The organism is Pseudonocardia sp. OZ21 (assembly GCF_059359135.1).
Genome location: NZ_JCADBN010000007.1, coordinates 287,023 through 301,830, shown reverse-complemented (window position 1 = coordinate 301,830; position 14,808 = coordinate 287,023). Strand labels below are relative to the sequence as shown.

The following is a 14,808-nucleotide window of genomic DNA, read 5'->3' as shown; positions in this document are numbered from 1 at the left end:
ACTACGCCCGGCCGGTGACCACATCGCCCGCCGACCGGGATAGGCGCAGGCCCTCGACCGCCGGCACCACCAGCAGCACGGCAAGCAGGACGAACGCCACGCGGAAGGGGCCAGCGACGCCGTGGATCACCCCGACCGCCTCACCGAGTCGCACGAGCAACGCTCCCACCGCGACCCCGAGGCCGGCGCCGAGTTCCTGCAGCGTCGAGAGCAGCGTGTTGGCGTGCGTCATCCGACCCGCCTCGACGTCGGCGAACGCCACGCTGTTGTAGGCGGTGAACCCGATCGACCGGAAGATCCCGCTCACCGCCAGCACCGCGACGAGCAGCGGCAGGGGTGTCGTCGGTTGGAGGAACGCGATCGCCACCAGGCACGCCGCAGACGCAGCGACAGAGCCGAGCAGCACCGTGCGGATCCCGAAGCGGCGCATCAGAGGTGTGGTCAGCGGCTTGATGCCCACGTTGCCGAGGAACAGCGCGATCACGGCGAACCCCGCCTGGGCCGCCGACCAGCCGAAGCCGAGCTGGAAGAACAGCGGCAGCAGGAACGGCACAGCGGTGATCACCGCGCGGAAGATCGAGCCGCTGACCGCCGTCACCCGGTAGGTCGCGACCCGCAGGATCCGGAGGTCCACGAGCGGGCGCGGGGACCGCAGGAGGTGCCGCACGGCAGCACCGAGCAGCACGGCAGCAACGGTGAGCCCGACCCCGACCACCACCCACCGCGTCTCCCCCGCACCCAGGCTCTCCATCCCGACGACCAGCGCGCCGACTCCGAGGGCGGTCAGGGCGAACCCGCGACGGTCGAGCGGCCCTGCGTCCTCGGCGCGCAGGTCGGGCACCAGACGACGGGTCAGCAGCAGCGCGGCCACCCCGAGCGGGATGTTGATCAAGAAGATCCAGCGCCACGACGCGTACTCACTCAGCACCCCGCCGAGTACAGGGGCGATGACGGGCGCGGCGAGGGCGGGCCAGGTGAGGTAGGCGATGGCGCGGACCAGGTCGGGTTTGGCGGTCGTCCGCAGCACCACCAGCCGCCCGACCGGCACCATCATCGCGCCGCCCACGCCCTGCAGGACCCGCGTCGCCGTCAGGATGGGCAACGTCGGTGCGGCGGCACACCCCGCCGAAGCCAGCGTGAACAGCAGCAACGCGACCGTGAACACCCGCCGGGCGCCGAAGCGGTCGGCCAGCCACCCGCTGATCGGGATCAGCACGGCCAGTGTCAGGACGTAGGCGGTGATGGCGATGTTGATGTCGACCGGGCCGACCCCGAAGTCGGCGGCGATGTGCGGGGCGGCCGGCGCGATGATCGTGCCGTCGAGGATCTCCATGAAGAACGCGCCGGCGATGAGGAGCGCCAGGCCCCGGTTCAGACCTGCTTCCTCGCGCACCCGGACACCGTAATCGCCGCAAGAGCGACTCCGGGGTACGTGTGATGTCGAAGACTCTGGCCGGATGCCCTCACGATCTGGCGCGCCGAAGCGATCATCCTGCCGTCGAACGCGTACGCCTGGGGCGAGGCACCGGAATCTGTACCTTGCACGGCCGGCACTGCCAGTACAGATCTGCTGCTGCGCTCCGACGTCGCCGCACCTCCATGTGCTCCGTGCACGACGAACACGGCCGCAGAGTCCCGACCTCCTCGACCTGCAACTCGATGAGCAACCGCGAAGCGAACGCCCGGCCGTCCATCGTGATCATGGTTTCGCGAGAGCTTCCGGGGGTGTTGGATAGCGGGTTCTGGCTGCCGAAAAGCACGATCTGCTCGTCGATGACCACGATCTTCCGATGCTCGACGTCGGAGCGGATGAGTGTGACGCCTGACGCGAGAAGCGCGGGTAGCTGACGTTGAGCCCATTCCTTGGACATGAGGCGATCGTGGTCCGGTCGCATGAACAACCGAACGTCGACACCGCGCTCGACAGCCGCGTGGATCATCGGCACGACGTCCCTCGCCCGATTGGCGATCCACGGCGACCACATCCATACCGAGGTTCGTGCGGCTCCCAGATGCCGCTGGAGTTCACGGCCGAACGTGTGCTCGTCGTGCACATCCGTGACGGTCACAAGCTGCTGAAGTAGCCGGGAGACCTCGGTGAACGTCTCATCGACCGGACCGCGAGGCGGGTCGTCAAGACCGAGCATTGCCGCGGCACTCCAGCACCGGATCTCCCCGCGGTCAATGCCTTCTCGTAGCTGCTTCAACGGTCCGCTACCCGCAGCTGCCAGAGCTTGCCCATCAACGATCAGATAGAGGCGACTTCGGGCACGCGTGATGCCCACACCGAAGGCCCTCAATCCGTCGTATTCCCAGGGTGATGCCCTGCGCTTCCCGCTGGCCACCCAGCCGCGTCCGTCGTCCACGAGGTCGAATATGACCGTCGGGTACTCGCGACCCTGGAAAGAGTGCACCGTTCCTACCGCCGTACCTGCGACCATGCCTCGGTCGTTCAGCGCAGCGACTGTTGCCTCGGACTGCGCGCGGTACGGCGTGACGACACCGACCGCTCCGTCGGGCACGTGTAGTTCCGCCAACGCCCGGGACAGCACGACGCCCGCCATCCACCACTTGCCGCTGACCGTTCCGGCACGGATGGCAGCCAGCTCGGGCACGGTCGAGACGTCGACGAGCACGATCTCCGTCTGGGGTCGGACGTTGACGCCGGGGAGCTCGTAGGCATCGCGTAGGACCTCGTAGATCGCGCTGTTGGCGAGCCGGCGCAGCTCCGGTCCGAACCGGAACTGATAGGTGAGCGCCACGCAGCTTCCCGTCGCGTCGATGTCGCTCGGGGCGTGAATGCCCACATGGGAGAAGCAGGTAGCCCGGATCCACTTCTGAATTGCCGGGCTGGAATCGCGCTCGAGCCCCTCGAGTACGGGCCCGAGCTGCAAAAAGTCTCCGAAGAGCACTGCCGTGGTCTTCGCGCGACACAGCGCGAGCAGTACCTCGGCCAGTGCAGCTGCGCCAGCCTCATCGACGAGGACGACGTCGAACATCGTCGATGCGATCGCGCGATTGAGCCTGGATCGTGCGAGCGTCGTCGCGACGACGCGGGCCTCCCGGACAAGCTGCTTCTCCGCGTTAGCACGCAGATTGCGGACCCGGTCGGTGATCGCGCGGAGCTCTGCTTCGATCGCACCCCGCTGCCCTGCGGTCTCGCGTTGCCGGCCGAACAACTCCTGCAACCGTCGGTGTCGCATCGGGAGATTCCGCCGTACGCACCGCGCGACAAGCTGTTGATCATCTTCGGTCGGGTTGCCGTGAGATCTGGCATCCCGAACGGCAGTGCGCAAGCCGCTGAGTTCGCGCCGTGCGCTCTGGAGTTCATCGTGAGCGGCGGTAGCAGCGTGCTGCGCACCCGTGAGACGGACGTCAGCGGCGTCGAGATCGGCAGAACTGACGGTGCCGCTGATCGCTCGTGCTTCAACCTGCACCGCCAGCAGGCCTCTCCGTCGATCGGCCGCCTCCGCGACGAATCGCTTGTAGTCCGCCGCTACACGATTGCGCTGCCAGCTATGGCGCTGGCGCGCGAGCAGGCCGCGCGGTGGGCGCTCGTTGTTGACGGCGTCACGTTCTAGTCGGAGGGTCCGCTGCTCCTCGTCGAGACGAGCGAGCTCGTCGGCAGCGTTGCGGTGCTGGGCGAGCGCACGGCGCGCCAAGTCGAGCTGTGCGTGGGTCGCCGTCGCATCGTGCAGCGCTGTTCGGGCCGCCGCTTCTGCTGCAGTTGCTCTCCTGGCCGCAGCCTCGGCATCCCGGACTCGTGGGCCAAGCTCCTCAACCTTCCGTTCGGCCGCAACGCGCGCTGCCGCAGCCCGGTAGGTCTGATCGTCGTAGTCAACCAGCTCGGCCTGCAGGCCTTCGATCTCGGCATCGAGCCCGTCCATCTCGCGCAGGCGCGCGGCCGCCTGCTCACGCTCCTGATCAGCGGCGCGGGACTGGGTAGCCGCCAGCCGCTCCAGCTGGACGTCGGGATCGGCCGCGATCTCCTTCAGGTGAGCGGGACCGACACGGATCGCCACTCCAGGGCGGCGCGGCAGTCGAGGAAGCACGGCGTGCAGGGCGTTGTCGACTGCGACGTTCGCCGTCGATACGAGCAGGACGCGCTTGCCCCTACGGACGAGCTCCTCGATGGCGCGGGCGAGCACCTGCGTCTTTCCTGTCCCTGGCGGACCCCAGACAAGCCGAACGCCCGGACTCAGACAGGCACGGAAGGCTTCAGCCTGGGAATCGAGGAGGCCCACAGCATCTGCCCGCGAGGTTGCTCGCTGCGCCAGCCTCTTCTCGGCCAGCGCCTCGGCCAAGGGCGCCGATCCTGCGGCACGCAAGCCGTCCCGCAGCTTCTCGAGGAGGAACCGAGCCGACATCGAACGGACCCACAGGTGACGGCAACGGCTGGGTAGGCCCGGGGGCTCGCGCAGCAGGAGTACGCCGTCGACGATGCGGAACTCCTCGATCGGATATGCCAACTCGACGTCGGGGCCGCGCTCGCCAGCGAAGCACGGCTCGCCGAGCGTGTCCGGGTTGGTCCCGTTGAGTCGTAGATCCAGCACCAGCCAGCCGTCACGGGGCGGGTCAGCCAGGCCGACCTTCCGCCACCCTGCAACCTTCCGTCCGCGCTCGGGCTTCGTCTCGATCCATCGTTCGACCGCTTCGACGACCTCAACAGACCAGTCCGCAGCCATCCGCCCCCGCTCGCCGCCCCTGATCGATTCAACCAAGGATGACCGCTTGCTCACACAGAGCTATCTGAGTGACATTGCAGGGCGCACGAGGTCAGCCAGCGGCGCGGAACCGCGCGTAGCGCTCCTCCAGGAGGTCGATGTTCGGACGCTCGGCCCGGACCTTCGGCAAGGCCATCAGCCGCTGACCGTGACGTCCCTTCAGACCGTGCTCCAACATCGGACCGTCGATCTCCTCGAGCAAGTCGGCGCGGATCTCGACGACGAGGTCCGGCCTGATCCCGAGGACCGAGCTGTCGTAGGCAGCGTGGTGGATCTTGCACAGGGCCAGGCCATTGCGGACGGACGCGATTCCGGCTGCCTCTCTGTCGGGCACGATGTGGGCTGCATCGAGCAGCTCTGCGTGTCGCAGCGCGCACACCGCACACCGCGTCTCGTACGCGCGAAGCACTGTGGCGCGGAAGACCGGCTGGTGCAGTCGCTGCTTCGTCTGCCGGAGGATATAGCGCCGCACCTGCTCGGTGATCTCGCCACCCTTCGACACCAGCCCTCGCGCCACATCCGGATCGATGACGAACTGCTGCAGTTCCGGTTCCTCCCACAGCAGGTACATCAAATAGATCGGCTTGTAAACACCGGGCGCGACACCGAAGAACCAGATCAGCGGTGCCTGGTCTTCCATGGCGGTTCGAAGCGCACGGTTTTCCGCATGCTTGTAGTCGGCGCCACGCCATTTGTACCGCAGCAAGCCGTCCGGTCCGACATCGTCGGCGTAGGGCCGCTCCTTGCCCTCGACCGTGTATACGGTGCGGATCGAGAGCGCCGACGAGAGCTCGCGGGGCTTCCGGATGCCCCGTTGGGCGTCCATGAGGCGGAACGGCTGCCCGGCCACCTCGAAGTCGAGGAGGTCGGACGACGAGATCGGTATCTGCCCGTCGTTCGTACGGACGGTGAGCCAACGCTGGGCTTCCCTGCGGAGAACCGCGTCGAACTCCGGGCTGTTGATCACGGCGGGACGATACCGGTCAGCCAAGGCCGAGCCGGTATCGCTCGGCGAACAGCACACGACGCTCGAGCGGAACCGACTCGTCGTCGAGCATTCGAGGTCGGTGGTGGGTGGCATCCACGGCTCGGCGATCGGCGTCCTTGGCGTCGCTCTTGCGCGCGAACTCGTCGAAGAGCAGCCGTTTGCCCTGCTGGATCTCGCGAATGCGCTCGTCGATGCTGTCCTTGGCGAGCAGCCGGTGGACCTGCACCGTGCGGACCTGGCCCATCCGGTGCGCACGCGCTATCGCCTGCTCCTCAGTGCTGGGCTTCCACTGTGGTTCGGTGAGGATCACGACGGACGCGGCCTGCATGTTGATGCCGACGCCGCCGGCCTCGATCTGTCCGAGCAGTACCGCGTGTCCTGGCCGCGCGGAGAAGTCGTCCACGATCCGCTGGCGTGCCGCAGGCTGCACCGATCCGTTGATCGTCCCGACCACCGACGACCCGAGTGCGCGGTGGACCAGCTCGAGGGTCCCCAGGAAGTAGGAGAAGATCACGACCTTCATCCCGTCCTGCTCGGCTTCCTCGACGAGATCCTTCAGCCGCTCGAGCTTCGCCGAGCTTGGCGAGCTGAGCGGCGCTTGTCGCATCGACATGAGGTTGCGGGACGACACAGCCGACGTGTAAGCAGCCTCGTCGTCGTTGCCGAGCTGCACCCAGGACTCGGTCTCGATCTTCTCCGGCAACTCGGTGAGCACGTCCTCCTGATTCCGGCGCAGGTAGACGGGGGCGACGGCGCGGCGGAAGGACTTGGCGCCCGCGATGGCGTCGGCGGCGTCGATGTCCCGCGCCACGCGGGGCTGCAGGTAGCCCACGAGCGTGCGGAACTCCTCGACGCGATTCTCCATCGGCGTCCCGGTGAGGAACAGCGAGCGCTGTGAGCGCTGCACCGCCTCGTGCACCGCCTTCGAACGCGCAGCATCCGGGTTCTTCACGTAATGCGCCTCGTCGACGACAAGCATCGCGACGTCGGCGGCACGCACATCGGCGGGCAGGCGGCCGAGCGTGCCGAACGTGGTCACGCCGACACCACCGTCGCGGAGCCACCGGCGACCGGCTGCATCCCGGTCGGCACCATGCAGGCTGTGAGCCGTAAGCACGCTGTGCTTGGCAGTTTCGTTGAGCCAGTTGATCTGGACGCTCGCGGGACAAACGACGAGAAAGCGCCGTTGGCCCTTTGCCGCAAGGTGCGCGAATACGGCGAGCGCTTGGATGGTCTTCCCGAGGCCCATCTCGTCGCCCAGGATGGATCGCTCCTGGTGAATGGCGTACTGCGCCCCGAAAACCTGATATCCACGCAGTGTCGACGTCAGTTTGCTCGTATCGAGCGGTACGGCGCTGATGCGCTGGCGCAGTTCCTCAGGAACGAAGCCACGTGCCGCGTCCTCGTCCTCGGCTCCGCCGGCCCCTCCGACGGTCGACAGCACAGCGTTGACTGATGCGGCATCGGACAGGTACTGCCCCCACAGCCGTCCTCGTTCGTAGCTGCGGGGGTCGAGCTGCTGCTCGTGGGCTCGGATCGCCTGTTCCAGAGCCTTGGTTCGAGGATCAGCCAGGATCACGTCGAGCTTGGCCAGCGCATCCAGTGCCGCGTTCTTCTTCGAGCGCCGGGAGAAGAACATCGAGATCCGGCTACTGGCCCGTTCCGCGTCAGCCAGCAGGGGCGCGACCTGCCTCCGTAACGACTGAAGGGGGTTCTGAAGCGATGCCGCGGCAGAATCGGCTGCTCGTAGGGCGGCGAGGGTAGCCAGCAGTTGAGTCTGCGCACCATCCTGGCGGTCCGGGTCGAAACGGAACCGGGTGTCGCGATGCACCTGCACGGCGACGGTGCGCGCCGCGCGCTTGACCTCCTGAACCGTCGTCTGACCGACTCCGGGAAGCTGGTGAAGCCGATAGTCCTGCACGTTCAGGACGTCGGCGACCGTGCGGTAGCCGGCCTGCTCGATCGCCCCGAGCCGTACGCCACGCCCAGCGAAGTCCTTGAGCGCCTTGATCGGCGTCTCGCGGAGACGCGCCGCGACCCGTTCGCCGTTGAGGACCTCGAGTTGGTGTCGAGCAACGTCGCGGAGGATCTGCGGTGCGGAGACCAGCGCAGTGGCTCGGTCGACGAGCTCGCGAACAGCCGCGATCGTGGCTTGAGCACCAGGCCCGATCTTGCCTCGGGCCATGTCGAGAGCTGCCTCGTCGGGGGCGTTCTGGCTCACCGGTGCTTCGCCGTCATCCGAGCACCCATCACCGACTGCACTGTTTTCCCCCACATCTGGTCATCACGCTGATCCGACGGTTGATCGTCGCCGGCGACGTGGGCGTCACCAGGGCGCTGGTGGATCACACGAACGGGGCAACGCGACGGGCCAGCGGCGTGGGACCGCACCGACCGACCAGTCCAGCCACGACCGCCGGGCCGAGGCCCCGACGAGGGGTGAGCAGGCGTACGACGAACGACCGGTTCGACCGAACGAACGCTCGAACAGCCGGAACCACCGCCACACCGGCAGCTCTTCACCGAAGTTTTGCCACCGCTGTAGCACCGGGGCCCCGGGCAACGACATGTCGTCGGACGACGATCACCAGGAACGACGTGGGCGCTCCCAACACGGCAACACAGGCCGTACGAGATCCCCCACCCAAACTGGCGATTCCCGGCCGACCTGACCAGGTCCGTCGACCTCAACGCAGTGGGACCGCCATGGCGGCTGTCCAAGTGTCCACCTCGCTCGTTTACATCGCTAACAGATACTAGTCTCGATAGATGCTAGATCATGTGTACACTCCTGAAGCCCGCAGCGTCGATGTACGACACGCGGAACCGGCCGGACATCGCTGGAGGAAAAGTGGCCCCGAACCTGGACCTCGTGGCGGACCGGTTTCGACTGCTAGGCCCCATCGGCAAGGGCAACATGGGCGAGGTTCACCGCGCGGAGGATCTGCAGGCCAAGGGGGATGCCGTCGATCGCATCGTCGCTGTGAAGCTGATCCTGCGGAGCCGTGCGGGCGCGCTCATCGACTCCTCGTCAGACGCGAAGACGGTTGAGCGGTTCCGCCGCGAAGTCCGCATCATGCGCAAGCTCAACGACCCCAACCTGCCCCGCATCATCGACGGGGGCGCGGACTCCGCGGGCCTGGCCTACCTGGCAATGGAGTTTCTCGACGGACGATCGCTCCGTGACCTGGTCTCGGAGTGCCCGCAGTCGCCGATCTCCTGGGTTGCCGCGCTGGGCGCACAGATCGCAGCCGGCTTGTCCGCAGCGCATAAAGTCGGCGTGATCCACCGCGACCTCAAACCGTCCAACGTGATGGTGCTCCGTGGCGGCAAAGTCAAGGTCCTCGACTTCGGCATGGGACGGATCGTCGACGACATCGAGCACGCCCAGCTGACCAGCACCGGAGTCACCGTGGGCACCGCCCGCTACATGGCACCCGAGCAGTTTCGCGAGTCGTCTGTGGGCCCGGCAGCCGACCTGTACGCCCTCGGGTGCGTGCTGTTCGAGCTGCTCACTGGCGTCCCACCGTTCCACAGCGAGTCCGCACACGAACTCGGCCAGAAGCACCTGACCGAGCCCCCACCCCCACTGGGACCGCTGCGCTCGGACGTTCCGAAGGAACTCGCCCGACTCATTGAGAGCTTGTTGGAAAAGGATCCAGTTGACCGCCCGGTCGACGCGGCCGCCGTCCGAGAGGTCCTGCTGCCGCTTGCGGTGGGCGACAAGAGCATCCCCGGGTGGGAGGAGCTGAACCCGGTCCCGCTCCTGGCGAAGCCACGCACGACCACTCCGGTGGCGGCCAGACCGGATCCTCACACCCGGCAGGCCATGTCCGGCATGGACGTCTTCGGCGTGCACCGCAAGCTCGTCGACGACTACCGGGCGTTCACCGAGGGCGGCACCATCATCCGCGACGAGGACATCGCCGCGTTCGTCGAGAAGGATCTCGACGCAAAGTCGCAGTGGCCGGACCCTTGGCTGTCCCTGAACCCGTTCTTCGCCTCCGGTGGCACGGTTCTCGAGCTGGCGAACGCAGGCGTGCTGCACCAGGAGTGCACGCGCATCTTCCAAGCGGGCAAGACCGATGGTGGCCTGGTGTGCGACGGCCGCCCGCTCACCCTGCACCGCCACCAGCGCGAGGCGATCGATATCGCACGTTCCGGCGAGTCCTACGTCCTCACGACGGGCACCGGATCCGGCAAGTCGCTGTCCTACATCGTGCCGATCGTCGACAAGGTCCTCAGGGACCGCGAGCGCGAGGAGCCCGGGGCCCGCAAGCGCGTCCGGGCGATCATCGTCTACCCGATGAACGCCCTGGCCAACAGCCAGCTCAAGGAGCTCGACAAGTACCTCCTCGACGGCTATGGCAAGGGTCGCGAGCCCGTCACCTACGCCCGCTACACCGGCCAGGAGGGCGACGAGCGCCGCAAGGAGATCCGCGACAATCCGCCGGACATCCTGCTCACCAACTACGTGATGCTGGAGTTGATGCTCACCCGGCCCGACGACCGGCGCTCGCTGATCAAGATGGCCAGCGGTCTGGAGTTCCTCGTCTTCGACGAGTTGCACACCTACCGCGGCCGCCAGGGTGCGGACGTCGCCCTGCTGATCCGCCGGGTCCGTGAGGCGTGCAAGGCCGAGCGCCTGCAGTGCGTGGGCACCTCCGCAACCATGTCCAGCGAAGGGACGTTCGCCGCGCAGCAAGAGGTCGTCGCCCGCGTCGCGTCCACGCTGTTCGGCGCACCCGTCAGCCCCGGCAATGTCATCGGTGAGACGCTGGTGCGCGCCACCGGCGACACCCCGGACACGGTGCCGATCGAGCGACTCGAAGCAGGCGTGGCCCCGCGCGCATACGCCGACCTGGTGGCCGACCCGCTCGCGCGTTGGATCGAGACCCGCTTCGGTCTCGCCACCGAGGAGGGCACCGGCCGCCTGATCCGGCAGAAGCCTGCGAAGATCGAGGACGCGGCCGCCGAACTCGCCCAGGACAGTGGTCTGCCCGAGCACATCTGCGTGGGGGCGATCCGCCATACCCTGAAGGCAGGCTCCGAGGCCCGGCATCCCGTGACCGAGCGCCCCCTGTTCGCCTTCCGGCTGCACCAGTTCCTGTCCAAGGGCGACACGGTCTACGTCACGCTGGAGGACAAGGTCACTCGGCATCTGACGCGCGACTACCAGCGGGTCCAGCCAGGCTCCGATGGCAAGATCCTGCTCCCGCTCGCCTTCTGCCGCGAGTGCGGCCAGGAGTACCTGACCGTCTGGCGGAAGCCGAAGGACGACAGGGTCGTCTACGAACCGCGTCGGGACACCGCCGCGACCAGTGGACAGGCCGGCGATGGCTATCTGTACATCGACTCCGACCGCCCGTGGCCGCGCACGGTGGAGGACGCCCTCCTCGATGGACGCCTTCCGGAGTCCTGGCTGGAGGTCGACGACCACGGCTACGAGGCTCTGCGGGACTCCTACCGGAAGCGGCTGCCCATGGCCGTCACGGTGGACCCCTACGGAACCGAAGGCGACGGCCAGCTCGCAGCGGCGTTCATCCCTGCACCCTTCCTGTTCTGCCTGCATTGCGGTGTGAGCTACGAACAGGTCCGAGGCAAGGACTTCGCCAAGCTGGCCACCCTCGACCAGGAAGGCCGTTCGTCGGCCACCTCGCTCGTCTCTGCCTCCATCGTGCGCTCACTGAAGGAAGCGCCCGTCGAGGCGCTGGACAAGAGGGCGCGCAAGCTGCTCACCTTCGTCGACAACCGTCAGGACGCCTCACTGCAGGCGGGACACTTCAACGACTTCGTGCAGATCACTCAGCTGCGGGCCGCCCTGTTCCAGGCAATGTCCGAGGCGGGCGAGGACGGCATTCGGCACGAGAAACTCGCATCTCGGGTTGCGGACGCCCTTGGCCTGGACGTGGCCGACTACACGGGCGGCACGGATTTGCCGCCCGCGCTCGCCCGCAATGCCGCCAAGACGCTGCAGGATGTCATCGCCTTCCGGCTCTACCTCGACCTGCAGCGCGGCTGGCGGGTCACCATGCCGAACCTGGAGCAGACCGGCCTGCTGGAGATCGACTACGAAGACCTGGACTGGCTTGCCGAGCAGCACGGCCGGTGGGCGAAGACGCAGCCGGAACTTCGCGATGCCGAGCCGGTCCGCCGTGCCGAGATCATGCGGGTGCTGCTGAACGAGATGCGCCGAGCGCTCGCCGTCGACGTGCAGTACTTCCGCGACGACTTCGACAACCTGCAGCGCGCCAGCGAGGAGCGCCTCGTCGACCCGTGGGTGCTGTCGACAAGCGACCGCCCGCAGGTGGGCACCGCCTACCCGCAAGGGTCGAAGCCGGGCATGGACCGGTCGGGGCTCTTCGTGTCCGGCCGTGGAAAGTTCGGCAAGTACCTGCGCCGGGTGCACTTCCCGGGCCTGTCGACCGACGACACGCAGCACGTCATCGCGGCTGTGATGAACGTGCTGGCTGATGCTGCGCTGCTGACCAAGGTCGACACGGCACCGCAGCGAACGGGGCGATACCGGCGATCCCCAAGCCAGACCATCACCGGATACCGCATCGCCGCTCGCGCACTCATCTGGCGCTATGGGAACGGTGAGACGGGTTTCCATGACCCGCTCACCCGCACCTACGCCAGCGGTGACGGTCCCCGCGTCAACCCGTTCTTCCGCGACCTCTACCGGAATACGGCTGGCACCCTTGGTGGCCTCGCGGCGCGGGAGCACACCGCCCAGGTCAGCCCCGATGTGCGCGAGCAGCGCGAGGAAGACTTCCGCAAGGGCACGCTCAAGCTCCTCTACTGCTCACCGACGATGGAGCTCGGCGTCGACATCTCCGAGCTCAACGCCGTGATGATGCGCAACGTGCCCCCCACCCCCGCTAACTACGCTCAACGCAGCGGACGAGCGGGCAGATCAGGACAACCTGCCTTGGTCACCACCTATTGCGCCACCGGAAACAGCCACGACCAGTACTATTTCCGCCGCTCTGACCGCATGGTTGCCGGGGCCGTCACCCCGCCGCGCCTCGACCTCGCCAACGAGGACCTCGTGCGCTCCCACGTACAGGCCATCTGGCTGGCCGAGTCCGGACTCAAGCTGGGCCGCGCCATCCCCGACATCATCGACATCGGCTACGACGAGGGAGCCCGCCGGCCCGACCCCCTATTGCCGTTGCACGACCACATCGCCGCTGCCCAGCATGATCCCCACACGCAGCAGCGTGCCGTCACGGCCGCCCGGCAGGTGTTCGGCCGGCTGCTGACGGAGTTCGAGGACACCACGTGGTGGCACGACCAGTGGATCGAGGACACCCTTCGGGTCGCGGACGACCAGTTCGACCAAGCCTTCGAGCGATGGCGGGGCCTCTTCAAGGCCGCGCTTGTGGACCAGGCCGAGCAGAACCGCCGGGTGCTCGACCACACCCTGTCCGAACGCGACCGTAACTTCGCCGTCCGCCGTCGCAGGGAAGCGGAGACGCAGCTCAACCTCCTGAAGAACGAGAGCGTGGACAGCAAGTCGGTGCTGGCCGACTTCAGCCCCTACCGCTATCTCGCCAGCGAGGGATTCCTGCCCGGGTACTCCTTCCCGCGGCTGCCCCTGGCCGCCTACATCCCCACCTCCACCCGCAGGTTCGGCGAGGGCGACTACCTCCAGCGCCCCCGGTTCCTGGCCATTCGTGAGTTCGGCCCCGGCGCGCTCATCTACCACGAGGGCTCCCGCTACCAGGTCACGCGTATCCAGCTGCCGCCGGACGCCACAGGAGACGTGGTCACCACCGAGGCCAAGCGCTGCACCGCCTGCGGTTACCACCACGACGTCCTCGGAAAAGCCGACAGGTGCGAGTTCTGCAAGGAGCCGATTCGGGAAAAGACAACCGGTCTGCTCCAGCTGCACACCGTCTACACGCAACGGCGGGAGCGGATCTCCTCGGACGAGGAGGAGCGCAGGCGGGCGGGTTTCCGGCTGGTGACCTCGTACCGCTTCCACGACCACGGCGCTCGCCCGGGCCGCCGGGATGCCCTGGTCTCCGACTCGAACGGTCCGATCGCGACGGTGACGTACGGCGACTCGGCGACCGTGCGTATCACGAACGTCGGCCGGTTGCGCGCAGCCGACAACGAGCCAGACGGCTTCTGGCTCGACCCTGCGGACGGCCGCTGGATGAACGAACGCGACGCCGCGGAGTCATCCGGCGACTCCGGCGAGATGCCCGTCATCGATGCCGACGGCAACGAGAAGCGCCGCAAGAAGCGGGTGATCCCCTTCGTCGAGGACCGCCGCAACATCCTCGTCCTGAAGCTGGCCGAACCGCTGCCGGTGGAAGTCGCTCTGTCGCTGATGTACGCGCTGGAACGCGGTATCGAAGCCGCCTTCGAGCTGGAGGACGCCGAGCTGGCCGGGGAGCTCCTGCCGCCCGCCGAGGGCGACCGCGACCGGATGCTCTTAACCGAGGCCGCCGAAGGCGGTGCGGGAGTGCTGCGGCTGATGCAGTCGGATCCGGACGCGCTCAGGCAAGCCGCGGCCGCGGCATTGGAGATCTGCCACTTCGAACCCGACGGCACCGACCGGGGTGGTCCGCACCCGGACCGCCCGTGCGCGCGGGGCTGCTACGAGTGCCTGCTCACCTACGGCAACCAGATCAACCACGGCGCGATCGATCGGCATGCGGTCCGGGACCTGTTGCTGCGCTTGGCCGGTGCGCAAGCTCTCGCCGCGGGAAGGGGCGAGTCCCGCACGGAGCAACTGTCGCGGCTTGCCGAGCAGTCCGACACGAAGTTGGAAGAGCGGCTCATCACCTGGCTCAAGGAGCGCGGTCTGCGCCTTCCCGACGAGGCACAGACCTTCGTTGCGGAGGCGCTCGCGCGACCCGACTACATCTATCGCCTTCCAGGTGCGAATGTCGCGGTCTTCGTCGACGGCCCCGTCCACGAATACGCGTCGGTCGCCGACCGGGATCTCGAAGCGTCAGAACGCCTATTGGACAGAGGCTGGGACGTGGTTCGGTTCCCACACGATTCTGACTGGTCAGCCATCGCCGAACAGTTCCAGCACTACTTCGGACCCAGCGCGCGCGTCTGACGACGAAAGAG

Annotated in this window: 5 protein-coding genes; 1 reads left to right on the top strand and 4 read right to left on the bottom strand. The window is 67.4% G+C overall.

Features of this window, described 5'->3' with window-relative positions; genetic code table 11:
- Position 1: 1 nt before the first annotated feature.
- From AC5L35_RS18855 to AC5L35_RS18840, 4 genes are all read right to left on the bottom strand, one after another.
- A complete protein-coding gene (locus tag AC5L35_RS18855) occupies positions 2–1,393 on the bottom strand; it encodes an MFS transporter (RefSeq protein ID WP_495060959.1) in 1,392 nt (463 codons plus the stop codon).
- A gap of 94 nt (positions 1,394–1,487) precedes the next feature.
- Positions 1,488–4,685 (bottom strand): AAA domain-containing protein, encoded by a 3,198-nt coding sequence (locus AC5L35_RS18850; protein WP_495060958.1) that lies wholly within the window; start codon positions 4,683–4,685, stop codon positions 1,488–1,490.
- Between the two features lie 91 nt (positions 4,686–4,776).
- Positions 4,777–5,691 (bottom strand): HNH endonuclease, encoded by a 915-nt coding sequence (locus AC5L35_RS18845; RefSeq protein WP_495060957.1) that lies wholly within the window; start codon positions 5,689–5,691, stop codon positions 4,777–4,779.
- A 16-nt stretch (positions 5,692–5,707) separates the two neighbouring features.
- Positions 5,708–7,933 (bottom strand): DEAD/DEAH box helicase, encoded by a 2,226-nt coding sequence (locus AC5L35_RS18840; protein ID WP_495060956.1) that lies wholly within the window; start codon positions 7,931–7,933, stop codon positions 5,708–5,710.
- Positions 7,934–8,629: 696 nt separating this feature from the next.
- Here AC5L35_RS18840 and AC5L35_RS18835 point away from each other — a divergent pair.
- Positions 8,630–14,797, top strand: a complete 6,168-nt coding sequence (locus tag AC5L35_RS18835) for a protein kinase domain-containing protein (RefSeq protein WP_495060999.1) — start codon at positions 8,630–8,632, stop codon at positions 14,795–14,797.
- Positions 14,798–14,808: the final 11 nt, after the last annotated feature.

Bases quoted from the DNA above. Each gene is read 5' to 3' on its own strand.
- AC5L35_RS18850 (WP_495060958.1), bottom strand. From the start codon at position 4,685: ATGGCTGCGGACTGGTCTGTTGAGGTCGTCGAAGCGGTCGAACGATGG.
- AC5L35_RS18835 (WP_495060999.1), top strand. From the start codon at position 8,630: ATGGGCGAGGTTCACCGCGCGGAGGATCTGCAGGCCAAGGGGGATGCC.